We start from the raw sequence: 26,807 nt of genomic DNA on the forward strand, positions 1-26,807 counted from the left end.
GACACTCTATCCACAAGCAGTTCCAAGCGACACGCGATCGCCAGATATGTCGTGCCTGGCGGGTGGAAAGGCATGACAAAACGGGCCGTCAGCACCGATCAGCACGGTGGGTTTTGGCAATAACGGGCTTGCGAAAGCCAACTTGCACGGGGCGAATGATCAAAAAGTGCTCGCTGGCGGTGATAGGGAAAGTGTCGGCGCCGGCTTCACGGATTCAGGTATTGGTTAAACCTTCAAGTTCATGCTATGGGTAGAAGCAGGCACCCGCTGTTCGGCCATGGTAGCGTTGCGCTGCAAAGAGGCACTATGTTCAATACCACCGTGTGGAACCGACTACGTTACACCGCTTACGCGCCTTTTTATGATGCGATTGCTACCCGTGCGTTTCGAAGGCCACGGCGTATTGCGCTGGGTCAAGTGGACTGGGAACCCGGCATGCGAGTATTGATGGTGGGCGTAGGAACGGGGTTAGACTTGCCTTTTCTACCACACGATATTGAGCTACACGCCACCGATCTAGCGCCTACTATGGTAAAACGCACGGCTAAGCGGGCTGAAAGGCTGCGCCGCGATGTCGAATGCCGCGTCATGGATGCAGAGGCGCTTAACTACCCTAACGAGCACTTTGATGTGGTCATCATGCATTTGATTCTTGCCGTGATGCCTAACCCCCAGCAAGGTCTCGCCGAGGCGCATCGCGTGCTAAAAGCAGGGGGCCAGCTGTGCGTAATGGATAAATTCCAGCCGGATACTCAAACTGCCAGGGCAAGCAGGCGGCTACTCAATATACTCACATCAGCACTCGCCACCGACATCACCCGTCAAGCGCACCCACTACTCTCTGAGGCCGGTTTCTTGATTCGCCACGATGAGCCCGTATTAATGAATGGCCTTTTTCGTGCGCTACTGGCAGCAAAGCCAACACTCTCTAGCTGATGATGAAGCAATCCTTGATCGCTGGCGATATCAAGATAAAGTGGCTAATCAGATTTACTGCTTACTATGAGGTATCCAATGCCAACAGCCCCCGTTAAGCGATTTCGCCGCTTACCCGATGACGAACAGTCACGTGTCATTGAAATGGCCTGGGAAGACCGCACGCCGTTTGAAGCTATTGAAACGCTCTATGGCCTCGCGGAACCGGACGTCATTGAGGTGATGCGCCACCAGCTTAAACCCGCGTCGTTTAAGCTATGGCGTAAACGCGTTACCGGTAGAGCAACCTGAATCGCCCCGGGTTTCGTAGACACCTCTAGGCCTTATACTAAAGGTACCTAGGAGGAGCCATGAGCCGTCCCCGTTACACTGAAGAATTCAAAATCGAAGCGGTTAAACAGGTGGTAGAGCGTGGTCATCGCGTTGCCGAGGTCGCTGAGCGTTTAGGCGTGTCAGGTCACAGCTTGTACCACTGGATCAAGCGCTACGATAAGCCGGTAGAACAACGGCAAGAAGATGATAATCTCCAAGCTGAAAACCGTCGTTTGAAGGCTGAACTAAAACGCGTGTCAGAAGAGCGAGATATATTAAAAAAGGCCACCGCGTACTTCGCCAGGGAGTCCGACTGAGGTACGCGTTTATTCAAAAGCATGCGAGCCAACATCCGATACGGCGTCTGTGCCGCATGATGGCCGTGCATCCTAGCGGCTACTACGCATGGTGCAAAAAAGCGTTGTCTAATCGAGACCGGGAGGATCAGCGTCTCTTGGGATTGATCAAGCATGCGTGGCTTGAAAGCGGCGGTGTATATGGCTATCGCAAGGTCTATCAGGATTTACGTGAGGCTGGCGAAGCCTGTGGTAAGCACCGAGTGGCCCGTCTGATGCGTAGGGAAGGTTTACGCTCTCAGGCGGGCTATCGACGACGCCCTGGCAGCTATGGCAGTGGAAAACCGGCTGTTGTATCACCCAACCATTTAGACCGTCAGTTTGAAGTGACAGCGCCAAATGTTGCTTGGGTGACGGACATCACTTACATCCGAACGTACGAAGGCTGGCTTTACTTAGCGGTGGTTATCGACCTGTTTTCTCGTCAAGTGGTTGGCTGGTCGATGAAGTCTCGTATGACCACGGAATTAGTGCTGGATGCTCTGTTATCGGCAATCTGGCGACGCAAGCCACAAGGAACGGTGATGGTGCATTCGGATCAAGGAAGCCAGTTTAGCAGTGGAGACTGGCAAAGCTTTCTGAAAGCTAATCACCTCGTGGGCAGCATGAGCCGACGTGGTAACTGTCATGACAACGCCGTTGCTGAAAGCTTCTTTCAACTCCTCAAGCGAGAGCGAATCAAGCGGCAGGTTTATTCGACACGCGAAGCGGCTAGACGTGACGTGTTCAATTACATTGAAATGTTCTACAACCCAAAGCGCCGACACGGCACAAGTGATAACTTGTCACCGGTTGAGTATGAAAGGCGTTACTTTAAGAGCCTAACGGGTGTCTAGAATATCCGGGGCGATTCAACCAAACACCAAGCCCTGCGTTCGCCGAACGTCCTACGTGGATATTGCCCGACGCAATATAAGCGCTGATCTTTAATAAATTTTCGGTACGTCAGTCAATACCCTCTTTAACCATCATCCAGAATAAATGAGTATTAGTTGGTTTCGTTGCCTAGAGCACGTAAACGCTCATATATCTAAACCAGCCCCGCGCTTGCGAAGCCACTCTTTACGCTCACGCCAATCGGGGAGGACTTTATCGACCTCATTCCAGAAAGCGTCTGAATGATTGCGGTGGTGAAAGTGGCAAAGTTCGTGGACGGTGATGTAGTCGATGATTCGTGGCGGTGCCATCATGCATTTCCAGTGAAAATTCAGCGTGCCACTGCGGCCGCAACTGGCCCAGCGATAGCCCATATCCTTCACTTTAATAGCATGGTTTTCGACGCCCACTTTGGGGGCAAAAAAAGACGCCCTCTCAGCAAAGCGCTGCTGGCCTTTTTCGCTATAGAAGTTTTCGAAAGCGGCTCTTGCCGCGGCAGTGCCACCTGTTTCGATGAGTTCACGGCTCAGGCAAAAGCGGCCTTCTTTGAGTTTTAACGGCTTATCCTGATGTGATACCAAAGCCAATCGATAAGCGCCGCCAAGGTACAGAAACGTTTCACCGTTGACCCATTCACGGGTAACGGCGGTGGCATTTAGATCTCTCCATTCTGCAAGGTTGCGGTAAATCCATAGCCGCTTGCTTTCCACCAGTGCATCCACCTGCTCCAGCGAGTAGTTAACCGGGGGACGCACCACCACCTGCCCGTTACGCTCAATCACAATATCGGTGGTTTTCCGGGTGCTGCTGGGAAGCAGATGATACTCAATGTCCCTTACTTTCCTCGCGATCATGGCTGATTCCCTTCGTTCTTAGCACCGCTGAGTAAAGCCTCGTGCCGATTTTTGGCCAATTTCATAATTTCAATCGCAAGGCGTTCCCGGCTGGTTTTCAACTCGTCGACCCCAGTGAGCGTAAGCGCCGTTTTAATCTTGCTTCTAGTGCGCTTCTGCTTGTCGGCATTGTGCCAAAAATCGATGCTGCCGATACTCTGCTGTAAGGTTTCTACAATCGCTTCCATGAGTGCTTTAATTTTTGGCTGTGCGCTAGCAGGTACTTTGCCTCCTTCGAAAGCCTCTAACGCAATGTGCTCGTAAAAAGTGGTCGCCTCTTTACTCATTCCCGCCTCGCCAGCTTGACGGCCTTGTGACGCAACTTTACGCAGTTTCAACAGCTCTTCAGCAAGCTTATCCCACTCACCTTGGTGGCGATCAATCAGTTGCTCTACCTTCTCCGCGAGACTTTTATAAAACGCTGGGTCTTCATCGTGATGCACAGTGCAATGCTTGCGAATAGCATGCTCCATCTCACTGGCTTTAGCTTCGGCATTATCGCCGGAGTGTGCGTTTAACTGATCCAGAAAATCTTCAGACAGCAACTCCACCGGAGGCACCTTAGGATTAATACCCAGGCTGATGAGGTGCTCATTGATTAAATCACGCACCTTCTGCCCCGCATCACCCAAACTCAGTGAGTCATCCTTGTACCGCTCTTTGGCCACGCGTTGAATATAGCCTAGTCGTTTGGCCGGTACGCGATACGCCTGACCAGCAGGATGAGGCAAAATAATATCCAGGCTGCTCAAGAACTTTTTCAGGTAAACATCGAAATCCGCTCTCAGCTTCTCGTCCTTAAGCAGTGTAACAGCCGCATGCACCACTGAGGCATCGTCTTCAACATCCGGCAACTTGCCCTCTACGAACGCTTGTACACTGGCCACATGATGATTAGCAAACAGCTGCAACAGTCGCTGATAGCGCTCTTGCAGTACAGGCATCTCAGAAGTGATATTCTTAAGGCCACTAGCGAGTTCCTGCTGTTCATCCGTGGCGGCATACAGCGTTAATGCTTCGGTAAGCCTGTGGGTTAGCCCTACATAGTCCACCACATAGCCGCGCTGCTTGCCTTTTTTCACTCGATTAGTGCGGGCAATAGCTTGCAACAGCGTGTGCTCACGAATTTTTTTATCCAGGTACATGACCTGCTCAATAGGCGCATCAAAACCTGTCAGCAGCATGTCGCACACGACCAGAAAGGCAATGCCACTATAGGGCTTATCCGGGTCGTCAAAAGCAAAGGGTCTGCAGAAATTTTCTACCGCGCTCCAGGCCCTGGCCTGCTTACGAGCTTCCGTAATGTAGGCGGCCTCGTTAGTACCATCGCTAGAGAGTACGACGGCCGCTTTGATGAATTGGATGCGGCGAATTCGTTCCTCATCGGGTACAGGTTCAGCACGCAGCTTTGCCACTGTCTCAGCAAGCGCCCGTTGAATAGCTTTCTGGTAACGCACTGCCGCCAGTTTGGAGTGGCACACCACTTGTGCTTTAAAGCCATTCGGAAAAATATGCGCTAGGTAATGCGCGACCATATCTTTCGCTATCGCCTCAATTCGCTGCTCGGCCTCTAATATGTCCCCCGTAGCGCCGTACTTTTTCTTAATGGCCAGCAGCTCTTCTTCGGAGCGATTCTTAAATAGATTCTCGAACTTCGTTTCGAAAGCATGCTTCTCGTTCAGCGCGGCATCCGAAGTACGCCCCTCATAAAGAATCTGTAGCGTTGTGCCATCCTCTACTGCATCCATCAACCTGTATTTATCAATATAATCACCGAAGCGTTTAACCGTACGTTTCTCGCCATGACGCTCGGTGATCAACGGCGTACCGGTAAAGGCAATGCGTGCGGCATTCGGGAAGGCCTCGAAGATGTTTTCGCCCAACTCTGAACTTTGGGTACGATGGGCCTCGTCAATCATCAGCAATATGCGGCTCGATAAATTGACCACACCGAACGTACTCTTGCTCGGAATCGCTTGATACGTGCCCAAGGCTTCGGCAACCGACAGCGGCAGGCTCTGGTCAGCGACTTGAAACTTGTGCGCCATCACCATATTAACGTCGGACTGGTCAGTGGCTAGGTCACAGCGTAACGCTTGGCGGCTCTCAATCACATTCACCCGCCCCCCAATCAAGGCCGCGGTTTCTGCCAGTTGCTCTTCCAGATCAGTGCGATCATTAATAAGTACCAACTTGTAATCGTATAAATCTTTCGAGGCACGAATCATCCTCGCCACAAATACCATTGTCAGGCTTTTACCCGAGCCCTGGGTGTGCCAAACCACCCCGCTTCGATCCTCTACGGTTTGGCCATTGCGCAGTCGCTCGATGATCTTATTCGCCGCACGGAACTGCTGATAGCGACACACCACTTTAATGCGCGGACCTTCGTCAGCATCCATAAATACCGACGAGGTACGTAAAATCCGCAGCAGATTAGCTTTATTGAGCATGCCACTAATCAGTTGCTGTTGCTGGTTCAGACTATCGGCTGCGGCATTCTCACCGGATCTGTTCTTTTTTGAATCACCTATTTTCCAGGGGTAGAAATGCTCCTCGCCGGAGGTGATCGTGCCGTAGTCGGCTTCCACGCCACTTGTGCGGATCAGCAATAGGTTGCTATGAAACAGCCGGGGTTCACCCTCTTTCAATCCCTGGCGAGCGGTATCTTCACGCCGGTTCATATAGCGCTGAAGTTGGCTATAAGCCTCAGCCATGGGGTTAGCACAAGTGGGGCCACCCTTTTTGCACTCCACCACTGCCAGCGGAATACCGTTCACAAATAGCACAACATCCGGAATGATGAACTGTTTGACGCAGCCGGGGGTATCAATACGAAACTGATTGATAGCCAGAAAGTGATTGTTCTCAGGGGAATCAAAGTCAAACAGACGAACGACAGGATCTTGTTCACCGGTCTCTTCGTTGGCGTCTACCTGGGCTTTTAACAGCGACTTCTGCACGGCCTCATTGGCTTCTAGCAGCGTGCGATTCGGTTGGCGCAACAGCTGCTCGTGCAAATCCAGTAGCTGCTTATCAGTCAGCCAAGTGTCCTTTTCCATACCGATATTGAGCGCCGATACTGCACGGTTGAATACCTCTGGCAGTAACCACTGACGAAAATTGACGCGATGGCTTCGGGTCGGGTCGGACGGAATTTCCTGCCCCTGGTCAATGACGTCCCAACCCAACGCCTGCAACTGGTGCAGAAACGGCTGTTCTACTTCGGTGTATTCAGACAAGTTCACCCTTCCCACATCTATGCGTATTATTGTGTGTCATATCGGTTGATTGATCGTCTGTAAAAAACCTATCAGCTCATGTATTCGGGTCGTCGGGTTGTCAGTTCCACTAGCCTCCGCTTGGCGCAGTGAGCGCTCGGCGTTATTCTTCGCAAACTCCAACTGCCCCAGCAAACTCATAAAGATATCTTCCGAACCTTTCTCATAAGCTGGCAGATAAGCTTGAAGCTCAGAGAGCACTTGGTTTCCCGCGCTGTTGCCCGATAAAGCCACATACGGCTTAGTGCTATAAACAAAATGTAGCAACAACCAATACTCGAAACAGGGCACTGAGTTAATAGCGATGAAGGTGTCGCGGGGCTGTGCAGCCGCTATTGAACCCAGCGCCTCACCATAGTGATGGTGAGTATCCTTATCGAACACACAAAATACCTTATCAAAGGCATCACCCGCGTCCTTTTCTTCTCGAAAGCGTTGCTTTGCAAATCTCACCACGCTGTTTGGGTCTGAGCCACTTTCACCAGACACTTCTACATTGGCCGTATTCAGCCCGTAGTAATTTCTAAGACCATGGAAGTAGTGAGGCTCAGTTTTTTCTCCCTCACAGACAATCAGCACTTTGGCATACGCATCGCGCTTTGCTGCACGGCGCTGTAACCCTTTAGCGCTTTTTGCTTTACGTTTATGAAACAGATTATCCGTACCCATCAACTGGCCCGCTCTAGCGACCGAATAAAGGGTAAAGCACCATAGCGCCCGGAAAGATAAGCCAGTTCCAAATTTTCGCGCCCCTTGCGCGGGCTAAAATCTGTCAGCGGATACAACGCTGTCGCATGGCTCGCGTCCTTCTCGCAGAACCAGATTTGATCACGCCGAAATACTTCTTGGTTCAGGATAGATGTTTCGTGAGTAGTGAACACCAGCTGTGCATTATTCGGGTTGGTCTCTGGGTTATGAAACAGTTGCACCAAAAACTGCACCAAGCGCGGGTGAAGATTATCGTGAAGCTCATCGATAAACAGGACATAGCCGTTTGTCAGCGAGTCGATCCAGGGCCCAGCGAAAGAAAATAGCTTTTGCGTGCCGTCAGACTCGTCTTCAAAATCAAACGTAACCGCCTTACCGTCGCTATCCTTATGCACCGTTTTAATATCAAGAATCGTTTTATCCTTCATATTGCCAGCGATAACATCGCGTAGGGGTTCCGGCATTCCTTCCGGCAGCGTTTCAACATCAAATGGCTTGGACTCAACCACAATATCGTCGATATGCAAATCTGCAGCGCGCAAAAAGTCCATCACTTTTGATTTGCTACTGTCTTCGCACAGTGAGGCACTGAACCCAGGCCCCCAACCTCCTACATTAGCCAGGCGAAGCGTATTGTTAAACCAGTCGAAAATAGGCTGTAGTTGTTCGCTATTAAGCTGTACAGCGGTGGATAAAAAGAGCGCATTTGCACGTGTGGATTTTTGCCAAAGCTGCTTTTCACCGGTTAGGTTGCTGCCCAGCTCCCAATCATAACGCTGATCTTCAACGTTCCAAGCACGGCCAAACCATCGCTGGGCACGACCCTTCGGGTAGGCCAGCAACCACTCCTCATGAATGCGCTCGACACTGGCGGCAAAACCGTACTGGTAGCGCACACTACCAACCACAAAGGTCACTTCAAACTCGCTGGGCTGTTGGCGCGTTTCCGCGCTTAGGCGAAATGGCATCACCGGCAACTCATCGCCCCGCTGCAGATTTGCCGCCGATTCCAGCACTACCCGCTTCATGGTGCCCAACGCCAACAAGAGGTTGGATTTGCCACTGGCATTGGGGCCATAGATAGCTGCCGAGCGCAGCAATTCGATATTGTTGACCGCAGTCGCCGTAAAAGTATTGGTGGACAGTAACTCATCCCCCTTGCCTTTCACCAAGCTAAACGTCTGCTCCCCACGGAATGATCGAAAATTGGCCACACTCATCTCAATGAGCATCAAACACACCCCTACTATAGAAAATGACACTATTGGTCAAAATCTAGCACTTAACATTCACAAAAACCATTTAAAACCACATTCTTGACAATAAATGTCAAAAACAGGATCAAGAAAACGACAAAATTAATACTGATCAGAGGGCTCATATACAACAATTGCCACCTCATCCAGGTCGCTTAAGGCTTGCTCAATATGAGGCTTTACCTGCCCCCACTCCAAACCGCCATTACCGGCGCCCAGCGCAGGGATGGCTATAGAGCGGACCTTGTACTCTTTTATAAAACTACGCAGGTCTGCTAGGCCGTCGATAACCCACTGCATTTGGGATTTATCGCGCCAGTGCTGTTTCGTAGGAAAATTGACGACCCAGCGCGGATTCACTAATTCTGTGGTTTCGGTCACAAACATACGGCCAGTTTGTACTCGCCCCTCTTTGCAAGCGTGTACATAAGCGGTGTAATTGGCTGGAAAGCGCTTCTTGAACATCAGCGCGATGCCTTTACCCATCACGCCCACCGTATTAACGGTGTTCACCAGGGCTTCAACATCAGCTTCAAGTAGGTTGCCAGTGGTGTAGGAAATCATAGCTGACACCTTTGATATACTAAGTGAGTAAACAGCCCGCCAGAAGCCACGGCAGATTCTGTCGATGGGTAATCCGCCAAATCAGCGCCTTGTCGGCGTTAAGGTTCGGGTAATGATTAGGCATTGACCGCCTCAGGCTTCGCTTCCGACTCAACCTGCACTGGCACTTTGCCGGTAAGCAGGTCATGCATTAAACCGTTTTTTTGTTTTTGGAGTGCTTCTAAAAATGAGGCTTCAGTATCAAGCTTTGAGCATATATGGTTTAACGCTCGTGCAATTTGCAACTGTTCGTCTCTAGATTCCGGGTAAAAAATCCAAAGAGTTCTTATATCACCGACCCTGACATGGCCAACCGTTGAACCGCCTGATATTAAGTCCAAACGGGCCTGCACAGCTCTCGACTGAAGAACATAAAGAAAAAAGTCATCTGAAATTTTTTCTCGATCAACGCGATACAGCATCATTCTCTGACCAAGGCATGCATATTGATGGCGCTCGGGAATTTTGCATACTTCACCAACTGGTGCTTCACGCGTAATTACGATATCCCCCGGCTGAGGAGCTCCTCTGGCTGTCCAAACTGAATAAGAACGAGTATCTGTGTAGACAAGTCCATCGTCAACGAACTGCCCGTATCTAACATTAGGGGTGCGTATAACAGGATGGCCATCGGGTGTTATGGGTGGCGTTCGATTTTTGCAGTCAATAACTTTTTCACAAACATCTTCACAAGTATCAAATACCCACTCCTTCGGAATCCACCCAATAGGGGTTTCCTTGTACAGCTCCGGTGCCTGCTCGCGTGGCGGGCGCAGTTTTCCGTCGGGGCCAATGCCGCGAGTAAACAGATCGTGCATCAATCCAGCTTTGATCTGCTGGTACTTGCCGATCAGGGCTTCGGTTTTTTCGATGGCTTTGTCAATGACTTGCAGAATGCGGGCTATTTTTTGTTGTATGAATTTTGGCGGAACCATCAACTCCAGTGACTCAATATCAGAGTTTTTTAGGTTATTTATCGCACTTCCAGCGAGAGAGTAATCAATATGTGCCTGATAAATAGCAGAGTGAAAAATCTGTTTTATATAGCCGGAGTCTGCATCTTGTTTCGGCCTAAAAATTGAGCAAAAAGCACCTACAGTCACGTTGCCACTTAGACTACTTTTGTACTGGGCTGATTTACCAACCAAGCTTTTACTGCCATTCGACATACAGACTGCCATGTCACCAAAAGCTAGCAACTGATCCGTCTTGACTATAGCTTCAGGAACAACCTGTATGTCGCTGAAAACCAGCCTACCATTTTGAATGTTATTGGCTCTTAACAAGACAACCGCATCATGAGAGTGATCACTTAGTAAATGATGCGGCTGATAAGAAACGCCTCGGTGCCCTTCGACTAAATCGCCTAACTTTATCAACGACCATTCGTAGGAACTACTCATACCCCAACTCCACCAGGAATTCCTGCAACTGCTGCGCAGCTTGATCTCGTTCGAACTCGATCTGGCGGGCGGTGACGGCGTATTTGGCCCATAGGTTTTCGATGGCTTTGATGCAGGCGCGCTGCTCGCTACGCAGGTAGCCGCTGTAGATAGCCAGTAGGCGGGCTCTCAAGCGCTCAATGATGACCGTGCGCGCCTCGTTAACTGAGATTTTCTTGCGCGCACTAGCAACCAGTTCGTCGCGTTTTTGCTCGATGGTCTTCAGCGTTTTTTTCAGCGTTTTGGCTTCATCTTCCAATGCTTTGTGGCGGCTCAGGCTAGCCTCAGCGCGCTGGGCGCTTTTCAATGCCCGTTGGCCTTGGCTCACTGCATCGCGCAGTGGAATAATCCATTCACTGCCGTAGCCTTGCTGCTCAGCCAACTCGACGATGCGCAGCCCGTTGCTAAACTCGGGCGCTTTGTTGGTCAGGCCCTCGCTGCTGTAAAACGCTTTTGTACTACCTGCGGGCAGCAGGTCAGTATTTTTAAGCTCGATGAACAGGTTGTTGGCTAGGCTTTTGATGGTTTTAAGCTGTGCTTTCCATTCAGCGTTGAACGCTTTGAGCTCGTCTTTTTTAGTTTTGACCTCATCGCTGGGCAGCACGCCGCTATCGTCACTATCTTCGAACTCTTCCTCGTCAGCAGCGGCAAACAGCGTTTGTAGTTCGGCCAGACGCGCCTGGGCCTGCTCTTGCTCTTCCAGCACATCGGGGAATTGGCTTTGCAGAATTTCGTCGTCGGGTATCAGTTCCGGCCCCCACCCGCTGGCGGCGATGGATTTAAAATCTGCTTTGAGGCTATCTATATAGGTCGCAAAGGCGCCACGCACCTGAAACGGGGTAAGCAAGCCGTTATCGGCCAGGGCGATTTCGATACCTTGCAGTAACTGGCTACGCATCACGTAAACATTGCGGGGGCGAGCCTGCTGGTTTTCGGCATCGGGTGCCAAGGCTTCCACTACCGGCAAGTTGTCATCCCACCACGCTTCCAGCACGCCCATGACAGTTTGATTAGCAACCGCCACACCGGGGTGTTGATTAATCAATCCGGCAATCTCGCGCTTATCCGCTAGCGCCGGGGCGAAATCCATGTAATTGGCGTCACGCGCGACAAATAGCGCGGCTTTGAGGTTTTGGTAGTTCTGCCAGTAGTGATCCAGGCTGTCGATTTCTCGCACCGGCACGCCACCGTGTAGATGGGCGCGTACATCATGAGGCTCGGGTGGTGGCGCGTTGTCCACGTAGCGGCGGATATTGCAGTTGAAATCTTCGTTCTGTAGCTCAGTAATGGGTACCGGACGAGCATAGCTGGGAATCGCTTGACCCTGGCGATAGGCATAGATGATTTTGTCGATATCTTCCGGGCGCAGATGGTTCTGGGCCTTACCTTCGCGGTACTCCCGGTCAGCATTGATAAACAGGACACTGCCTTGATCGCTACGGCGCTGTTCGGCTCCTGCCTTGTTCAACACCAGAATACAGGCGGGAATACCCGTGCCGTAGAACAGGTTGCCCGGCAGGCCAATGATGGCTTCCAAATACCCTTGCTCGATAAAATACTTGCGCGCTTCGCGCTCTTCACCGCCGCGAAATAGTACGCCGTGCGGCATTACCGTGGCCATTCGGCCATCGTGCTTAAGCACGGCTAGCATATGCTGCACAAACATCAGATCCGCTTTTTTGCCTTTCTCCGGCATCATTACCGGAAAGCGTCCTGGGGATTTCAGGTCTTTTTTGAGGTAGTTCTGGCTAAAGGGTGGATTAGCGACCACCCGGTCAAACCGTTTAAGTTCGTTGGTCTCGTCAAAGTGCTGGGGCTCACGAATGGTATCTTCCTGGCGAATATCGGCATGGGAAATGCCGTGCAGCAGCATGTTCATCTTACAGATAGACCAAGTGGTGCCGATCTTTTCTTGACCGTAAAGGGCCAACTCGCGGGCATCACCGCCTTTTTCGCGTAGGAAGTCGCGCATTTGAATCAGCATGCCACCAGAGCCCACCGTGGGGTCATAGACGCTCATGCCTTCTTCTGGATCACAGACCTCAGCACATAGCCGCACGACTTCCCACGGGGTGTAGAACTCGCCTGCCTTTTTACCTGCAGAATCGGCAAAGTATTTGATCAGCCATTCATAGGCAGCACCAAGCAAATCGGGGAATTCAAAATCTTCGTCGCGTAGCGGGATCTTCTCGAAGTTTTGTACAAAGTCGGCAAGCGTATCGTCATCCAGCGTGCGCTGGCCGATTTTACGGTTGAAATTGATGCCGCTAAGCACATCCTGAAGGGCGTCCGGATTGGCCTCTTCAATCGCGCCTAAGGCCTTGTTCAGCGCAGAGCCAACATTTTCTTTTACGTGTTTAAGCGCAGGGCGCTGAATGAGCTGCTTTTGCCCATCCTTAATGACTACCTCTTGCCAGGGTTCATTCCAGCGGGCCCGCTGCGGCACGTAGAAATATTTCCCTGAATAGTGGTCAGCGTCTTCCAGCTCAGTGGCAATGTCCGCCTCAGCCATGCCTTGGGCAGTAAATTGCTGACGCAGCTCTTCTCTGCGTTCATCAAACAAGTCGCTGGCACGCTTCAAAAATAGCATGCCGAAAATGTACTCTTTATATTCGCTGGCATCCATGCTGCCGCGCAAGTCGTCACAGGCGCGCATCAGCAAGCTTTCTAGGTGGGGAAGCGTCAGTTTTTGATTCATTGAGCCCTACAGTTCCAGTGTGCGCGGAATGGGCAACCACCCTTTCCTGCTATATGAGAACGATTATACGGGACTCTCAGTCAGATCGGAAAAACTCTCAAAAATCTTTCAAACCTTTGATTTGTTTATATAATAAACCGCCTAAAACCCTTCCATTTTAATAAATCACGCATGCACGATAACCTGCATGAAACTGTTCAGTGTTTTACTCGCTGTTTAGCAGCCTACACATGAACTAGCGCTCAGCTATTCTAAACTCATCTCCTTATTGTTATATTATCACATAACATAAGCCCATTTAGAGGTGACCTAGCAATGACCACATTTACTCCCCTACCCGTGACAGTGCTCTCGGGTTTTCTTGGTGCCGGTAAAACCACCGTACTCAACCATATTCTTGCCAACCGCGAAGGTCGCCGCGTCGCGGTGATCGTCAATGATATGAGCGAGGTCAATATCGACGGCGCGCTGGTGCGAGGCGGCCCCGGCGAATCGACGCTGGATGGCGAGGTGGCACTGAACCGCTCCGAAGAGCGCCTGGTAGAGATGAGCAATGGCTGCATCTGCTGTACGCTGCGTGAAGACTTGCTGGAAGAGGTCAGCCAGTTGGCTCGGGAAGGCAAGTTCGATTACTTGGTCATTGAATCCACCGGCATCTCTGAACCACTTCCTGTAGCGGAAACCTTCACTTTTGAAGATGAGAGCGGTCAAAGCCTTTCTCACGTAGCGCGGCTAGATACCTTGGTCACCGTGGTCGATGGAGCCAACTTTTTAGAACAGTACCGCGAAGCGCAAAGTTTGGCGGAAGCTGGCGAAAGCTTGGGTGAAGACGACGAGCGCAATGTAGCCGATCTGTTAGTCGATCAGATCGAGTTTTGCGATGTGCTGCTGATCAGTAAAACTGATCTGATTAGCGATAAAGAACTGGAAGCCCTGAAAGCCATTCTACGTTCACTGAATCCGGATGCGGAATTAGTACCGATCACCCAGGGTGGCGTACCGCTGGATAAAGTGCTCAACACCGGCAAGTTCAACTTTGAGCGCGCCCAGCAAGCTCCCGGTTGGCTAAAGGAGATTCGCGGCGAGCACATGCCTGAGACCGAGGAGTACGGTATTGGCAGCTTTGCCTACCACGCCCGTCGCCCCTTCCACCCACAGAAATTTCATGACCTACTCAACCAGGATTGGTTCGGCAAAGGCCTGTTACGCTCTAAGGGCTTTTTCTGGCTGGCCACTCGCCCCCAGGCCGCAGGCCAGTGGAGCCAGGCAGGCGGTATCGCTCACCATGGCCCTGCGGGGGTATTCTGGAAAGCGATCCCCGAAGAGCGCTGGCCAACCGACCCCGAAACACGTCAGTTTATTATGGAGAAGTGGCAGGAGCCGTTTGGTGACATGCGTCAGGAGTTAGTGTTTATCGGTCAGAACTTGGACCAAGCCAAAATGCGTGAAGCGCTGGACGACTGCCTGCTAAGCGAGGCAGAACTGCTGGCAGGCATGAAAGCGTGGAAGAAACTACCCGACCCATTCCCGTCCTGGAAGTAGGCGCTAGCAGTCACCTCAAGCACAAGAAGAGAGGCCGCAGCCTCTCTTTTTTGTTGCCATCAATTTGTGCCAACTATTTTTTTGCAAGCTAAGGCGCTTACTGCAGCATGCTGGGCAACCAGGTAGCGAGGCCCGGAAACATTATCAGTACTGCCACCAGTAGCATCGAACAGAGAATATAGGGAATCGCGGCTGAGTAGATTTCGCGCATGGTAGTACCGGCGGGTGCGACCCCTTTCATCACGAATAGCAATAGGCCAAGAGGTGGTGTTGAGAAGCTGATTTCAAGCGCCAGCAACACGACGATACCAAACCATACCAAATCAAACCCTAGTGCCTGGGCCAGTGGGAAAAAGATCGGTACGGTGAGCATCATAATGGATATCTGCTCCATAAAGGTACCCAACACCAGCAACACTGCAAACATTGCCAGCAGCATCAAAATTGGCGAAAGCTCAAAACTGGTGGCCCAGCCGATCAAGCCACCCGAAGCACCGGAGAAGCCCAGTAGCTGGCTGAAGGTCGCTGAACCAAACACTATCAGATAAGCCATCAGGGTGACTTTTAATGCCCCAGTAACCGAAAGCTTAAACGCCTCCCAAGTCATGCAGCGGAAAATAAACGCCAGGATAATCACCCCCAATGCACCAAAGGCTGCTGCTTCCGACGGTGTAGCAAACCCCATCAGCATCATCGCCACAATGATCACCATGACGCTAAGCATCGGCAGAATATCGGTCACTATCAGCTTGAGCTTCGCGCTAAGCGGCACCGGTTCTAACTCATAAGCAGGGGCGGCCTCCGGGTCCAGCTTGGTTTGGATAAAGATGGTGACAATATAGAAACCCGCCAGCGTCAGCCCAGGCAGAATACCCGCAATCAACAGCGCGCCAATATCCACTTTTGCCAAGGTTGCTAACAGTACCGCCAACGCAGAAGGCGGAATAATAATCGCCAGGCCGCCAGTACCCAGAATGGGGCCAATGGCCATTTTCTTCTTATAGCCACGGCGCTCCATTTCCGGCACCAGCAGCGAGCCCATTAGCGCCGTGGAACCCATGGAAGAACCGCTTAAGGTAGAAAACGCCGTACCGCCGACGACCGTCACATAAGATAAGCGCCCCGGCAGCTTACCCATCAACTGGTCGACGGCGTTGAACATTTTCATGCCCAAGCCGGTGCGGAAAAACAGTTCGCCCATCAGCAAAAACAGTGGGATGGGTACCAAATTAAAGCTTGAGAGCGCACCAAAACCGTTGTTGAGCATCTGCACGATGCCGGTTTGGCCACCCATAAAGTGCCAAGCACCGATCACGTTGGCGGCTAAAAAGGCCAATGCGATGGGTGTACCAATCGCCATAAAGATGAGAATTAGCGAGAGCAGAAAAGCGAGCGCAAAGTACCATTCCATTATTCTTTAATCCCCGCTTCACCGCTGTGAAGAATATCGTGGCCAACCACAAAACGGCTAAATTCGATCGCCATTAAGGCAAAGCTGATTGGGAACACAATCGTCAGCATCCATTTCGGCACGAAAAAAGCACGCACGTCATAATCGCTACGTTCAATGTTGAGTAACACAAGATCCAAGCCTTTCCATGCCAGCACGCCGCATACCACAACACATAGCAACGACACACCACGGCTGAGAATGTTGAGCATCGGCGGTGGTAAAACAGAGGTCAGCAGTTCAATATGCACATGCCCTTTTTGACGTACCAACCAGGGCGCACCCAGCAGGGTGAGATAAAACATCGCGTACTCGGTGGAAAGGAAGAACCACGCCGAAGGCTGAAGCCCCAGGTTACGAATCACCACGGAAAGCACCACCGCTACCATCAGCCATACCAGCATGATGGCAGCCAGCAGGGCCATACCGTTAAGTAGCAGCAGGTAGCCGCGTTGTGCGTAGCGCATAAAAGACCCTAACGAAAAAGCCATACAAAAGGGGCGCGCGATCCTTCCGCGCCCTTACCGTTCTTACAGGTCGTTAAACTTTTCAATTAGCGTGTCGTAATGCTCAAGACCTGAAGGGTGACGCTCCATCTGACGGCGCATACGCTCCCAGGTAGCATCGCGGGCGGCTTCGGCGTAACGCTCGCCTACTTCCCCTTCAAGAGTAATGACCTGCATGCCATCTTCTTCTAGCTGAGCCTGCTGCTCCTCGGAGAGAGCAGCCAGCTTCTCGGCACTTTCGCGCTCATGTTCAATAGCCACTTCTTGCAGTATTTGCTGTGCTTCTTCGCTTAACTGGTTCCACTTATCCAGGTTAACGATCACACCCATGTCAGTGGAGAAAAACGCCGGATCCACGCGGTAGTTGAGGAAGCGGTCCCAATTAAGGTCTTTCAAGCCAATTTGCGTCCAGCCGGTGGCATTCACCACACTACGCTCAAGGGCAGCATAGACATCGGTGGTCGGCAAACTAATCGGCTGTGCGCCCAGATAATCCTGGAAGAAGGCGTCGTACACCGGGTTACTGCGAAGGCGCAGGCCCGACACACTCAGATGACCTTCACCATCGATAGTGGGCTCTTCAATGGTGTAAAGGTTATAACTCACTCCGCTGTCGAACCAGCCCAGGTAGTAAGTGCCCATTTTCTCCTGATGGATCTGATTGAGCAGGTCGATGCCACCATTTTCACGGGCGAAAATAGCGTTGGTGTTGGAGGCCACCATGGCATCGCGCTCAGGCACGGTGCCAGCGTAGAAGCTTGCCGCGGTATAGGCCATATCGACCACGCCGTTGCGCACTGCATCAGGCTGCTCGGAAAGGCCGATGACTTCAGGGCCGCCGCGCACGTTAATCTGCACCACGCCCTCACCGCGTTCATTCACCTTATCGACGAATTCGAGAAAGCTTTGGGTATAGATTAGTGAAGGCGGAAACGCATGCACGGCGGTGATTTGATCAACCGCCAGCGCCTGGGTGGAAGCCAGAGCGGTGAGCATACCCAGGGTAAGCGTTACTTTTTTCATTCGTTAGTCTCCTGCACAAGGTAATCTGCGTTATAGCGTTTATTATTTCTGTTTCTTTCTTATAAGCCGTTGATAAGCTTTTTTTTTGCTAACCATTCTTGTAAATGCCTGCTGCAAGCGTGCGTTTTTTATAACAATACATTTTTAAGCTAGCTGTTAGACCGCTACCCTTTACTAATAATGGTGCTTTCTGGCGGCTGCGCCGCTGTCCAGGGAAACTGATCAGAGTAGTGTGCTGCGAAATCGCTAATAGTGTCGGCATGTTGGCGGGTCATATCGATATCATCCCAACCATTGAGCAATTTGGTGCGCCATACAGGGCTAATGGAAAAGCTAACTTCTACCTCGGCGACACGAATTAGCTGCTTCTCCAAATCAACATAAATCTTGGATGGTGCATCACCCAACGCTGCCAGCAAGCGCTCGGCATCATCCTCTTCCACTACCGCAGGCAGCAAGCCATTATTAACGGCATTAGAGGCAAAAATATCACCAAAACTCGGTGCCACTACGCAACGAAAGCCATAATCGACCAACGCATAGACGGCTGCCTCACGCGATGACCCAGCGCCAAAGTTGCGTCGGCTGACCATCACTTCGGCATCATTTGCGTTAGGGCGATGAAGAATAAACTCAGCGTCTGGCGTGTCCTGTTCATCGTGGCGAACGTCATAAAGCAGAAACTGGCCGTAACCGACACTGCGCGGCTCTTTCATAAAGCGCGCGGGAATGAGCTGGTCGGTATCCACGTTAGCGGCGGCAAGCGCCACGCCAAGGGTGTTCAATACAGTAATCGGTTGCATTAGTGCGCTCCTGATGCCTGAACGGTAGAACTAAGCGTGCGCACATCGGCTAACCGCCCACTGACCGCCGCGGCCGCCACCATGGCAGGTGACATCAAATGGGTACGCGCGCCTGGCCCTTGGCGGCCTTTAAAATTGCGGTTAGTGGTCGAAGCGCAGCGTTCGCCGCTAGCCACTAAATCGCCGTTCATGCCTACACACATGGAGCAGCCAGAGTGGCGCCACTCAAGCCCCGCATCGATAAAGATACGGTCTAGGCCTTCGGCTTCGGCCTGAGTTTTCACCAGGGTTGAGCCTGGCGAGACCATGCCGGGTACGCGACTTTTTTGGCCTGCCAGTATGGCGGCAGCGGCGCGTAAGTCTTCAATGCGGGCGTTAGTGCAAGAGCCAATAAAAACCCGATCAATTTTGATGTCGGTGAGTTTTTGGCCTGGCGTTAAGCCCATATAGGCCAAGCTATCTCGAGCCTGGCGTGCTTTCGCCGGATCACTCAGCTGATCAGGGTCGGGAACAGCGCGATCTATCGGCAGCGCCTCTTCCGGCGAAACACCCCAGGTCACCGTCGGTGCGATTTCATCTGCATGCAGCGTCACTTCCAAATCAAAGATGGCGCCTGGGTCGCTGTAGAGCGTTGACCAGTGGGCACAGGCTTGCTCGAAGGCCTCCCCTTGTGGAATCCAGGGGCGATCACGCAGGTAATCAAAGGTGGTTTGGTCGGGGGCAATCATGCCGCAGCGACCACCGCCTTCAATCGAGAGATTGCACAGCGTTAAGCGCGCTTCCATTGAGAGCGAACGGATTGCTTCGCCTGCGTACTCAATGGCGTAGCCACGTGCGCCGTCGGCGCCTAAGCGAGCAATCCAGGTCAGCGCAATATCCTTAGCGGTGATGCCCTCGGCCAATTGGCCTTCTACGGTAATCCGCATCACCTTAGGCTTGCTCTGCCACAGGGTTTGAGTAGCCAGCACATGCGCCACTTCTGACGCGCCAATGCCAAAGGCAATGCTGCCAAAGGCGCCGTGGGTGGCGGTGTGGCTGTCGCCGCACACCATGATCATGCCGGGCTGGGTAAGCCCTTGCTCGGGGCCGAGCACGTGCACGATACCCTGGCGTGGGTCATCCAAGCCAAACAGCGTCACCCCGTGCTGCTGGGTATTGTGAGAGAGCTGCTCAATCATCGAACGCACTTTGGGATCGGCAACACCGGCCAAATCACGGGCTAGCGTCGGTACATAGTGGTCAGCAATACCAAAGGTTAAATCGGGCCGTGCAACGGGCAACTGCCGCTCACCCAGTTTATTGAAGGCGTGAAAGGAGCCTTCGTGGACAAAATGGCGGTCAATCCACAGCAGGCTCTGGCCGCTTTCACTGCGGTGAACCTCGTGGGCCTGCCAAACTTTGTCAAACAGCGTTGTTGGGGTGCTCATTGTCGTCGCTCGTTGCCTCAGCTTTCGTTGGTATTATGATCACTACCCCAATACAACTAGCTCAATTCCACAACACAGGTCAAATGTATTTTTTATAATTTTAAATCTGTATTAAATTTAATACATTAAAAAAGATAGGCTAAAACGCTATGCATCCTTCCCGCTGGTGGGCATTCCGCCTACTTTTGGCTCCCAATAGCGGGAGTTATCGTCGCCATTTCGCTCTAGATCAATTTGGAAGCGATAACGGTCCGGACGATAGAGCGCATCCAAGTGCTCCACACCCCGACCCTGTTCGTCGTAAACCACGCGGGTGAGTGAAATCAGCGGCGAACCCACAGCAACATCCAGCGCCTCCGCTACTTCGTGGCTAGCCAGCGTAGCGGAGATCGATTGGGAAGCGTGGTCGACCTTTACGCCACTGCGCTCTAACAGTACAAACAGCGGCGTATGGGCTAAATCCATTTCGTTGTAGTGCAGAGCGATAGCTTCGGGGACATGGGTCACCAAATGCGAAAACGGCTTGTCGTCGACCATACGCACACGCACCGAACGCTGCACTTTAACGTTCTGCGACATACCTAACCGCTCGCGAACCATTTCCGGTGGTAGCACATAGGCAAACTCCAACAAACGCACTTGGGAAGCCTGGCTCATCTTGACCATGTTGGGCATCAGATTAGACACACTGGCGGTCATCACCGTGGCGTCCAGCGGCTGCTCTAACACCACCGTACCCACCCCCGCCTTGCGCGCCACCATCCCTGCTGTTTGCAATGCCTCCATGGCACGCCGAACGGTGACTCGCGACACGCCATGCTGTTCCGCCAGCTTATTTTCACCGGCTAATTTACTGCCCGCGGGCAGCCGCCCACTCAAAATAGCGTCTTTCAACAGCAGGTAAATGCGGTGGGATTTAGTGCCACCCACCGCGGAGGATTGTGCCTCACTCATCCACGCCTCTCCTTAGGATGTTGTTCGAAAAATTCATGTCAGGCTTGACGTAAGGATAATAATAGACATAAAAATGTATTACATATAATACATATCGACAGCCAATTAATAACACAATGACTGCCATTTGAAAGCCATTATTACAGAACCAGTGCCCTTAAGTATCGCTAACAACCGGGTGCCAAATAAGGGTTTCAGATGAGCAGCGATTAGCCAAAGAGTCGAGCGACACCTATGACGGAAAACCGCCCTGAGAAAAACCCTAGCGCTGAGCAGGTACGTGCTTTCTTAAGCGCCATGGAAGCCCGCGACCTAGCTAGTGCAGAGCGCTACCTCGCCGTAGACGTCGTCATGCAGTTTCCTGGCGCGCCGCCGATGCAACGGCTCAGCGAGGTCGTCGAATGGGCTCAAAGCCGCTACCGACGGGTGAGCAAAACGTTTCACGCCGTTGACCAGTGCGACTCCCCCAACCACTGCGCTGGTTCTGTAGTAGTCGTGTTTTGCCACGGCGAGCTCACAGTGGAGTGGCTGGATGGCAGCACATCAACTGGCGTGCGCTTTATCGATCGCTTTGAAATAACCGGTGGCCTGATTAGCCGCCAGGACGTTTGGAACGACTTGGCCCTAGCCGCTAGCGCAAAGAGCTGCTGCTAACGCTTGAACTCACCGCTCATGATTTTTCCTACAATATTTTCACCTACAGTGACGAGATATTTATGACACGCCAACAGCACGCCTCACACCAGCCAGCCCAACTTAAGCAGCAGTTGAAAGACAGCTCCATTGTGGTCGCCCCCGGCGTGTTTGACGCCCTTGGTGCGTCCCTTGCCGAGCAGGCAGGCTTCGACACGGTCTACCTTTCCGGCGCAAGCCTAGCCTACACCCAGCTGGGGCGGCCGGATATTGGCCTACTGAGCATTACCGAAATTTGCACCGCCATGTCACATATCCGTGAGCGCACCAACTTATCCGTGGTTGTGGATTGTGATACAGGCTTTGGCAACGCCATGAACGTGATGCGCAGCGTGCGCTTGCTGGAGCGCTCTGGCGCTAACGCGATCCAGCTTGAAGACCAAACCTACCCTAAACGCTGTGGTCACCTGCGCGGTAAAACGCTGGTCTCTAAAAGCGAAATGGTGGGCAAATTGCATGCCGCACTGGATGCACGGGAAAGCGATAACACCCTGATCATTGGTCGTACTGATGCACTTGGCGTGGAAGGCACCGACAGCGCCATTGAGCGCGCCCAGGCCTATTATGAAGCGGGCGTGGATATGCTGTTTATCGAAGGTATCCGTAGCGACGAAGATATCAGCAAGATCATGTCCCAGTTCAAGGGCAAGGTACCGATTATGGCCAATATGGTCGAGGGTGGCGACACGCCGCTGCAGAACGCCCAGGCGCTGGAAGACCTAGGCTTCTCGCTGGTGATTTTCCCCGGCGCACTGGTACGAGCGATTACTCATATGGCCAGTCGCTTCTTTGCCACGCTGAAGCAGGACGGCACCACCGACGCCTTCCGCGACCAGATGCTCGATTTCAAACAGCTTAACGACTACCTAGGCACCCAGGCGATGCTGGAGCTTGGCGAGCAATACGACAATCGCTAACGCTCGCTTCTCAACGCGTGCCGATGATTTATAAATAAGCAAATTCAGGAGATGACGATGCAGACCACCGATAAAACGGCGAAAGAGATTTTTAACGACGTCATGGCCAATCCCCAGCGGGTGCCGTTTGGCTTTGGTAATAAAGCAGTGCTGGTGAACGTTGACCCGCAAAAGGCCTACACCCGTACCGATCTCTTTAAAACCGCCTACGAAACAGACCCCAAACAGTTGGAGTACACCAACCAACTGGCCCGCGGTTTTCGGGAGAAAGGCTGGCCGGTGGTCTGGACGCATGTGGCTTTTTTGGACTCCGCTGAAGATGCGGGGGTATGGGGTACGCGGACCGATACGCCGGACTCACTGCAGAATATTAAGTACGACTCTGAGCGTGCCGAGTTCGACGAGCGCTGCGAAATCGACCGCAGCCGCGATGTGATCTACACCAAGCGCATGCCTTCAGCCTTTTTCGAAACGCCGCTGCAGTCGCTGCTGGTGTGGCACCAGGTCGACACGGTGATTATTACCGGTGGATCCACCTCTGGCTGTATCCGCGCCACCGCCGTGGAGAGCCTGTCCCGGGGCTACCGCACTATCGTGCCGATGGAATGCGTATCGGATAAACACGAAAGCTACCACTACGCCAACCTCACCGACCTGCACCTTAAATACGCTGACGTGATGCCGGTTGCCGATGTACTCGCGTGGCTGAACGGCAACGCCTGAGACATCACAAGCCACCGCTAAGCTTCAGAGGATCCGGTTATGAAAGAGTCATTAGGCGTTTACGACTACTGGGCCTACGACCAACGGCCCAAAATTGAGTGGCCTGGGGGCGCCAAGGTGGCCTTTTGGGTCGCGCCCAATATCGAGTATTACGAACTCGACCCGCCGCAGAACCCCCAGCGTAGCCCTTGGCCGCATCCGCACCCATCGGTGCCCGGCTACAGCATTCGCGACTATGGCAACCGGGTTGGCCACCAGCGTCAGATGGCCCTGCTGGATAAGTACGGCATTCGCGGATCAATATCGCTATCGACGGCGCTCTGCGAGCACCATCCTGAGATTATCCAGATGTGCAAAGAGCGCGACTGGGAGTTCTTCAGCCACGGCATCTACAACACCCGCTACACCTACGGCCTTAGCGAAGAGCAAGAGCGGGCGATGATCCGCGACAGCATGGAAACCATTCACCGCCATACCGGCCAGGTTTGCGCAGGCTACCTGGCGCCGGCGCTCTCCCACTCGGAGCGCACCCTGGATCTATTTGCCGAAGTAGGCGCAGAGCTATTCGGTGACAAAGGCGGGCTTTACACCTGCGACCTGTTCCACGACGACCAGCCGACGCCGATCAGCGTCCGCTCCGACAAGCGGTTTATCTCCATGCCCTACTCGCTGGAGATGAACGACACCATCGTCTACGCGGTGAACAAAGTGGAGCCGCGTCAGTACGCCACCATGCTCAAGCGCCACTTTGACCGCTTGTATTTAGAGGGCGCGGAGTCCGGCACGGTGATGTGCATTCCCACTCACAACTATCAGGTGAGCTGCCCCCACCGCATCAAGGCGTTTGAAGAGGCACTTGAGTACATCACCGGGCACCCGGATGTATGGGTCGCCACGGGCCGAGAAATCGCCGACTACTATCTCGAACACTATTACGATGCCGCCCTCGACAGCATCCAGGCCCAGGCCACCACCGCACGCAGGGAGGGCTAATCCTATGGCATCCAAAGACATGGCGCTCAACGACGACTATCTTGACTACCCCTTGCGCCGCCACGGCTACGACCACGACCGCTATGCGTGGTCGATGCTGAGTGAACGCGCGCCCGTTACCTGGCCCGGGGGCAAGACATTGGCGGTGTGGATCAATATTTCGCTGCAGTTCTACCCGCTCAACCAGCGCGGCGAACCGTTCAAGGTGCCCAACGGCATGACCATGCCCTATCCGGATCTGCGCCACTTCTCGCTGCGGGATTACGGCAACCGGGTGGGTATCTATCGTGTTCTGAAAGCGCTGGCCGCGCACAACATCACGCCTACCTTTGCGATCAACGCGCAACTGGCGGAGCAGACCCCCTATCTGGTGCAGCGCTTAAAAGAGCACGGCGGTGAATTTATCGCCCACGGCTGGAACATGGATCACCTGCACTACGGCGGCCAACCGATTGGAGAGGAGGCCGAGCTGGTCAAACGCTCCGTGGATACTCTGCGGCGGGCAACCGGCCAACCCGTTCGCGGCTGGCTAAGCCCCGCCAAGCACCAGAGCTTTAACACCCCCGACCTGTTGGCAGACAATGGCCTCGAGTACTGCGCCGACTGGGTGAATGACGATATGCCTTATTCGTGTGAAACCAAGACAGGCAGTTTGACCATGATGCCGTTGGCCACTGAGATCGAAGACCAGTTCGTGATGAGCCAAAACCTGCACTCGGAAGATTCCTGGGTAACCCAGGTAAAAGACGCCTTCGATTTTCTGTTGGAAGAGTCCCGCGAACAGGGTGGCCGCCTGTTTGCGCTGAACCTTCACCCCTGGCTGGTGGGCCAGCCCCACCGAATTGCCTGCCTGGAAGAAGTGCTGGCGCATATCAGCGGGCATACCGACGTGTGGCAGGCCCCGGCGGGTGAGATTCTGGATGCCTTCCACCAATCTGCGGAGCAGGCGTAATGGCGATCATTCCCTACACACACGAGGGCTTTGATGCCCACCTGCCGCTGCTGATCATCGGCGCAGGGGCTTGCGGGCTGGTGGCGGCCCTGGCAGCCAACGAGGCTGGCGTTGAGCTTGCTGTACTGGAGCGCGACGCCCTACCCCGTGGCAGCACGGCCATGTCGTCGGGGTTTATTCCCGCGGCCAATACGCGCTTTCAGCATGAACTGGGCGTCAGCGACTCTGCCGAGATCATGGCGGAAGATATTCAGAAGAAAAACGGCTTTGAGGCAGACCCTGCCATTGTCGGGCTTTTGGCCAGTCAATCAGGCCAAACCATTGAGTGGCTGGCGGATCAGCACAGTGTACCCTTTGAGCTGGTGGAGGGTTTTCTTTACCCCGGCCACCGCCACCTGCGCATGCACGCCACGCCCCGGCGCACCGGGGAAGAGCTGATGGGCACGCTGCTTAACGCTGCCGAAGCGGCGGGCATTGATATTTTGACCCAGGCGAGAGTAGTGGATTTACACGTTGATGACGCTCAGCGGGTGCGGGGAGTCACCCTTGAGCGCCCGGATGGCAGTCGCGAAAGCATTGGTTGCGATGCGCTGATCCTGGCTTGCAACGGCTATGGCGGTAACGTGGAACTGGTTGAGCGCTATCTGCCCACGCTCAAACACGCGCTCTACTATGGCCATGAGGGCAACCAAGGCGACGCACTGCTATGGGGTCAGGCCATGGGTGCCAGCACCAAAGATTTGGGCGCCTGCCAAGGGCACGGATCACTTGCCACGCCCCATCAGACACTGATTAGCTGGGCATTGATGATGCAAGGCGGCATTCAGGTCAACCTAAACGGTGAGCGCTTCTCCAACGAGCACGGCGGCTACTCCGAACAGGCGGCCAAAGTCTTGGCCCAGCCAGAGAAAATGGTCTGGAACCTTTATGACGCCCGCATTCATGAATCCGCCCAGGCATTCGAAGATTATCGTAATGCCCAGGAGAGCGGCGCGGTGCGCAGCTTTGCCAGCCTTGAAGAGATAGCCGATGGCTTGGGCCTGCCGCTAACCACGCTACAGACCACCTTCACGGAGATGCAGCAGCATGCCAAGCAGCAAACGACGGATACCCTTGGCCGCCGTTTTGAACCCGCCAACCTACTCAAAGCGCCCTACTACGCGATTCGCGTCACCGGTGCGCTGTTTCACACCCAGGGCGGTTTAGAAGTCAATTGCACGGCGCGGGTGCTCAATACCCAAGGCCAGACGCTGCCCAACCTATTCGCCGCAGGCGGTGCTGCCCGCGGTGTTTCGGGTTCCAACGATAGCGGCTATCTTTCCGGTAACGGTCTGCTGAGTGCCGTGGTACTGGGGGCAGTGGCCGGCAGAAGTGCAGCTGAGCTGTTACACCTAAAACTCAGCTCGGCAGTGCTGCCCTAGCAGCACTGTTCTAGTGGCCTGGTCTAGTGGACTGGTTCTAGT

The 26,807-nt window shown here is 53.2% G+C and carries 22 protein-coding genes and 1 pseudogene; 10 read left to right on the forward strand and 13 right to left on the reverse strand.

The window, feature by feature from the left end:
• Nucleotides 1–306 precede the first annotated feature (306 nt).
• The 3 genes and pseudogenes from ACQKE4_RS05600 (at nucleotide 307) to ACQKE4_RS05610 (ending at nucleotide 2,440) form a co-directional block, all read left to right on the forward strand.
• Complete coding sequence (locus ACQKE4_RS05600) at nucleotides 307–936, forward strand: class I SAM-dependent methyltransferase (protein WP_427387293.1); 630 nt, start codon at nucleotides 307–309, stop codon at nucleotides 934–936.
• Between the two features lie 78 nt (nucleotides 937–1,014).
• Nucleotides 1,015–1,224: pseudogene (locus ACQKE4_RS05605) on the forward strand (TIGR03643 family protein); the annotation flags it as partial.
• A 62-nt stretch (nucleotides 1,225–1,286) separates the two neighbouring features.
• Nucleotides 1,287–2,440 (forward strand): IS3 family transposase gene (locus ACQKE4_RS05610; RefSeq protein WP_427387294.1). Its coding sequence is split into 2 segments (ribosomal slippage): nucleotides 1,287–1,524 and nucleotides 1,524–2,440, totalling 1,155 coding nucleotides; the frame shifts between segments, so codons are not numbered across the junction.
• Between the two features lie 186 nt (nucleotides 2,441–2,626).
• Here ACQKE4_RS05610 and ACQKE4_RS05615 read toward each other — a convergent pair.
• The 7 genes from ACQKE4_RS05615 to ACQKE4_RS05645 form a co-directional block, all read right to left on the reverse strand.
• Nucleotides 2,627–3,334, reverse strand: coding sequence for a M48 family metallopeptidase (locus tag ACQKE4_RS05615; RefSeq protein WP_427387295.1), 708 nt, complete (start codon nucleotides 3,332–3,334; stop codon nucleotides 2,627–2,629).
• Nucleotides 3,331–6,615: a type I restriction endonuclease subunit R gene (locus ACQKE4_RS05620; RefSeq protein ID WP_427387296.1), complete on the reverse strand. Its 3,285-nt coding sequence runs from the start codon at nucleotides 6,613–6,615 to the stop codon at nucleotides 3,331–3,333. Before ACQKE4_RS05620 ends, ACQKE4_RS05615 begins: the two co-directional genes overlap by 4 nt.
• Before the next feature lie 36 nt (nucleotides 6,616–6,651).
• Entirely contained in the window at nucleotides 6,652–7,323 is a 672-nt protein-coding gene (locus ACQKE4_RS05625) for an RloB family protein (RefSeq protein ID WP_427387297.1), read from the reverse strand.
• Complete coding sequence (locus ACQKE4_RS05630) at nucleotides 7,323–8,594, reverse strand: AAA family ATPase (protein ID WP_427387298.1); 1,272 nt, start codon at nucleotides 8,592–8,594, stop codon at nucleotides 7,323–7,325. The genes ACQKE4_RS05625 and ACQKE4_RS05630 overlap by 1 nt, the downstream gene beginning before the upstream one ends.
• A gap of 126 nt (nucleotides 8,595–8,720) precedes the next feature.
• Entirely contained in the window at nucleotides 8,721–9,182 is a 462-nt protein-coding gene (gene darG, locus ACQKE4_RS05635) for a type II toxin-antitoxin system antitoxin DNA ADP-ribosyl glycohydrolase DarG (protein ID WP_427387299.1), read from the reverse strand.
• A gap of 116 nt (nucleotides 9,183–9,298) precedes the next feature.
• Nucleotides 9,299–10,624: a restriction endonuclease subunit S gene (locus ACQKE4_RS05640; RefSeq protein ID WP_427387300.1), complete on the reverse strand. Its 1,326-nt coding sequence runs from the start codon at nucleotides 10,622–10,624 to the stop codon at nucleotides 9,299–9,301.
• Nucleotides 10,617–13,361 carry a type I restriction-modification system subunit M gene (locus ACQKE4_RS05645; RefSeq protein ID WP_427387301.1) on the reverse strand — a complete coding sequence of 915 codons (2,745 nt, stop codon included), beginning with the start codon at nucleotides 13,359–13,361 and terminating at the stop codon, nucleotides 10,617–10,619. Before ACQKE4_RS05645 ends, ACQKE4_RS05640 begins: the two co-directional genes overlap by 8 nt.
• Before the next feature lie 315 nt (nucleotides 13,362–13,676).
• Between ACQKE4_RS05645 and zigA the strand changes: the two genes are divergently transcribed.
• Nucleotides 13,677–14,903: a zinc metallochaperone GTPase ZigA gene (gene zigA, locus ACQKE4_RS05650; protein ID WP_427387302.1), complete on the forward strand. Its 1,227-nt coding sequence runs from the start codon at nucleotides 13,677–13,679 to the stop codon at nucleotides 14,901–14,903.
• A 97-nt stretch (nucleotides 14,904–15,000) separates the two neighbouring features.
• Here the strand turns inward: zigA and ACQKE4_RS05655 are convergent, their stop codons facing one another.
• From ACQKE4_RS05655 to ACQKE4_RS05680, 6 genes are all read right to left on the reverse strand, one after another.
• Nucleotides 15,001–16,314 (reverse strand): TRAP transporter large permease, encoded by a 1,314-nt coding sequence (locus ACQKE4_RS05655; protein ID WP_427387303.1) that lies wholly within the window; start codon nucleotides 16,312–16,314, stop codon nucleotides 15,001–15,003.
• On the reverse strand, nucleotides 16,314–16,820 hold the full coding sequence (locus ACQKE4_RS05660) for a TRAP transporter small permease (protein WP_427387304.1): 507 nt from the start codon (nucleotides 16,818–16,820) through the stop codon (nucleotides 16,314–16,316). Before ACQKE4_RS05660 ends, ACQKE4_RS05655 begins: the two co-directional genes overlap by 1 nt.
• Before the next feature lie 63 nt (nucleotides 16,821–16,883).
• On the reverse strand, nucleotides 16,884–17,882 hold the full coding sequence (dctP, locus tag ACQKE4_RS05665) for a TRAP transporter substrate-binding protein DctP (RefSeq protein WP_427387305.1): 999 nt from the start codon (nucleotides 17,880–17,882) through the stop codon (nucleotides 16,884–16,886).
• A 164-nt stretch (nucleotides 17,883–18,046) separates the two neighbouring features.
• Complete coding sequence (leuD, locus tag ACQKE4_RS05670; protein WP_427387306.1) at nucleotides 18,047–18,685, reverse strand: 3-isopropylmalate dehydratase small subunit; 639 nt, start codon at nucleotides 18,683–18,685, stop codon at nucleotides 18,047–18,049.
• A complete protein-coding gene (gene leuC / locus ACQKE4_RS05675; protein ID WP_427387307.1) occupies nucleotides 18,685–20,112 on the reverse strand; it encodes a 3-isopropylmalate dehydratase large subunit in 1,428 nt (475 codons plus the stop codon). Before leuC ends, leuD begins: the two co-directional genes overlap by 1 nt.
• Before the next feature lie 147 nt (nucleotides 20,113–20,259).
• Nucleotides 20,260–21,066: a GntR family transcriptional regulator gene (locus tag ACQKE4_RS05680; RefSeq protein WP_427387308.1), complete on the reverse strand. Its 807-nt coding sequence runs from the start codon at nucleotides 21,064–21,066 to the stop codon at nucleotides 20,260–20,262.
• Between the two features lie 234 nt (nucleotides 21,067–21,300).
• Between ACQKE4_RS05680 and ACQKE4_RS05685 the strand changes: the two genes are divergently transcribed.
• From ACQKE4_RS05685 to ACQKE4_RS05710, 6 genes are all read left to right on the forward strand, one after another.
• Nucleotides 21,301–21,720 carry a nuclear transport factor 2 family protein gene (locus tag ACQKE4_RS05685; protein WP_427387309.1) on the forward strand — a complete coding sequence of 140 codons (420 nt, stop codon included), beginning with the start codon at nucleotides 21,301–21,303 and terminating at the stop codon, nucleotides 21,718–21,720.
• A 62-nt stretch (nucleotides 21,721–21,782) separates the two neighbouring features.
• Nucleotides 21,783–22,676, forward strand: coding sequence for an isocitrate lyase/PEP mutase family protein (locus tag ACQKE4_RS05690; RefSeq protein WP_427387310.1), 894 nt, complete (start codon nucleotides 21,783–21,785; stop codon nucleotides 22,674–22,676).
• Between the two features lie 57 nt (nucleotides 22,677–22,733).
• The gene (locus ACQKE4_RS05695) at nucleotides 22,734–23,399 is read left to right on the forward strand and encodes an isochorismatase family protein (RefSeq protein WP_427387311.1); all 666 of its coding nucleotides are present in this window, start codon (nucleotides 22,734–22,736) and stop codon (nucleotides 23,397–23,399) included.
• Nucleotides 23,400–23,438: 39 nt separating this feature from the next.
• Nucleotides 23,439–24,392, forward strand: a complete 954-nt coding sequence (locus tag ACQKE4_RS05700; protein ID WP_427387312.1) for a polysaccharide deacetylase family protein — start codon at nucleotides 23,439–23,441, stop codon at nucleotides 24,390–24,392.
• Between the two features lie 4 nt (nucleotides 24,393–24,396).
• Complete coding sequence (locus ACQKE4_RS05705; RefSeq protein ID WP_427387313.1) at nucleotides 24,397–25,344, forward strand: polysaccharide deacetylase family protein; 948 nt, start codon at nucleotides 24,397–24,399, stop codon at nucleotides 25,342–25,344.
• Complete coding sequence (locus tag ACQKE4_RS05710; protein ID WP_427387314.1) at nucleotides 25,344–26,765, forward strand: FAD-dependent oxidoreductase; 1,422 nt, start codon at nucleotides 25,344–25,346, stop codon at nucleotides 26,763–26,765. The genes ACQKE4_RS05705 and ACQKE4_RS05710 overlap by 1 nt, the downstream gene beginning before the upstream one ends.
• The last annotated feature ends 42 nt before the right edge of the window (nucleotides 26,766–26,807 follow it).

The sequence above is a fragment of the Halomonas sp. NPDC076908 genome (assembly GCF_050269715.1).
Taxonomy (GTDB): domain Bacteria; phylum Pseudomonadota; class Gammaproteobacteria; order Pseudomonadales; family Halomonadaceae; genus Vreelandella.

Excerpts from the sequence above, each read along its gene's own strand:
- ACQKE4_RS05600 (WP_427387293.1), top strand. The coding sequence starts at position 307 with ATGTTCAATACCACCGTGTGGAACCGACTACGTTACACCGCTTACGCG.
- ACQKE4_RS05615 (WP_427387295.1), bottom strand. The coding sequence starts at position 3,334 with ATGATCGCGAGGAAAGTAAGGGACATTGAGTATCATCTGCTTCCCAGC.
- ACQKE4_RS05625 (WP_427387297.1), bottom strand. The coding sequence starts at position 7,323 with ATGGGTACGGATAATCTGTTTCATAAACGTAAAGCAAAAAGCGCTAAA.
- ACQKE4_RS05630 (WP_427387298.1), bottom strand. The coding sequence starts at position 8,594 with ATGCTCATTGAGATGAGTGTGGCCAATTTTCGATCATTCCGTGGGGAG.
- darG (WP_427387299.1), bottom strand. The coding sequence starts at position 9,182 with ATGATTTCCTACACCACTGGCAACCTACTTGAAGCTGATGTTGAAGCC.
- ACQKE4_RS05640 (WP_427387300.1), bottom strand. The coding sequence starts at position 10,624 with ATGAGTAGTTCCTACGAATGGTCGTTGATAAAGTTAGGCGATTTAGTC.
- ACQKE4_RS05645 (WP_427387301.1), bottom strand. The coding sequence starts at position 13,361 with ATGAATCAAAAACTGACGCTTCCCCACCTAGAAAGCTTGCTGATGCGC.
- zigA (WP_427387302.1), top strand. The coding sequence starts at position 13,677 with ATGACCACATTTACTCCCCTACCCGTGACAGTGCTCTCGGGTTTTCTT.
- ACQKE4_RS05655 (WP_427387303.1), bottom strand. The coding sequence starts at position 16,314 with ATGGAATGGTACTTTGCGCTCGCTTTTCTGCTCTCGCTAATTCTCATC.
- ACQKE4_RS05660 (WP_427387304.1), bottom strand. The coding sequence starts at position 16,820 with ATGCGCTACGCACAACGCGGCTACCTGCTGCTACTTAACGGTATGGCC.
- dctP (WP_427387305.1), bottom strand. The coding sequence starts at position 17,882 with ATGAAAAAAGTAACGCTTACCCTGGGTATGCTCACCGCTCTGGCTTCC.
- leuD (WP_427387306.1), bottom strand. The coding sequence starts at position 18,685 with ATGCAACCGATTACTGTATTGAACACCCTTGGCGTGGCGCTTGCCGCC.
- leuC (WP_427387307.1), bottom strand. The coding sequence starts at position 20,112 with ATGAGCACCCCAACAACGCTGTTTGACAAAGTTTGGCAGGCCCACGAG.
- ACQKE4_RS05680 (WP_427387308.1), bottom strand. The coding sequence starts at position 21,066 with ATGAGTGAGGCACAATCCTCCGCGGTGGGTGGCACTAAATCCCACCGC.
- ACQKE4_RS05685 (WP_427387309.1), top strand. The coding sequence starts at position 21,301 with ATGACGGAAAACCGCCCTGAGAAAAACCCTAGCGCTGAGCAGGTACGT.
- ACQKE4_RS05690 (WP_427387310.1), top strand. The coding sequence starts at position 21,783 with ATGACACGCCAACAGCACGCCTCACACCAGCCAGCCCAACTTAAGCAG.
- ACQKE4_RS05695 (WP_427387311.1), top strand. The coding sequence starts at position 22,734 with ATGCAGACCACCGATAAAACGGCGAAAGAGATTTTTAACGACGTCATG.
- ACQKE4_RS05700 (WP_427387312.1), top strand. The coding sequence starts at position 23,439 with ATGAAAGAGTCATTAGGCGTTTACGACTACTGGGCCTACGACCAACGG.
- ACQKE4_RS05705 (WP_427387313.1), top strand. The coding sequence starts at position 24,397 with ATGGCATCCAAAGACATGGCGCTCAACGACGACTATCTTGACTACCCC.
- ACQKE4_RS05710 (WP_427387314.1), top strand. The coding sequence starts at position 25,344 with ATGGCGATCATTCCCTACACACACGAGGGCTTTGATGCCCACCTGCCG.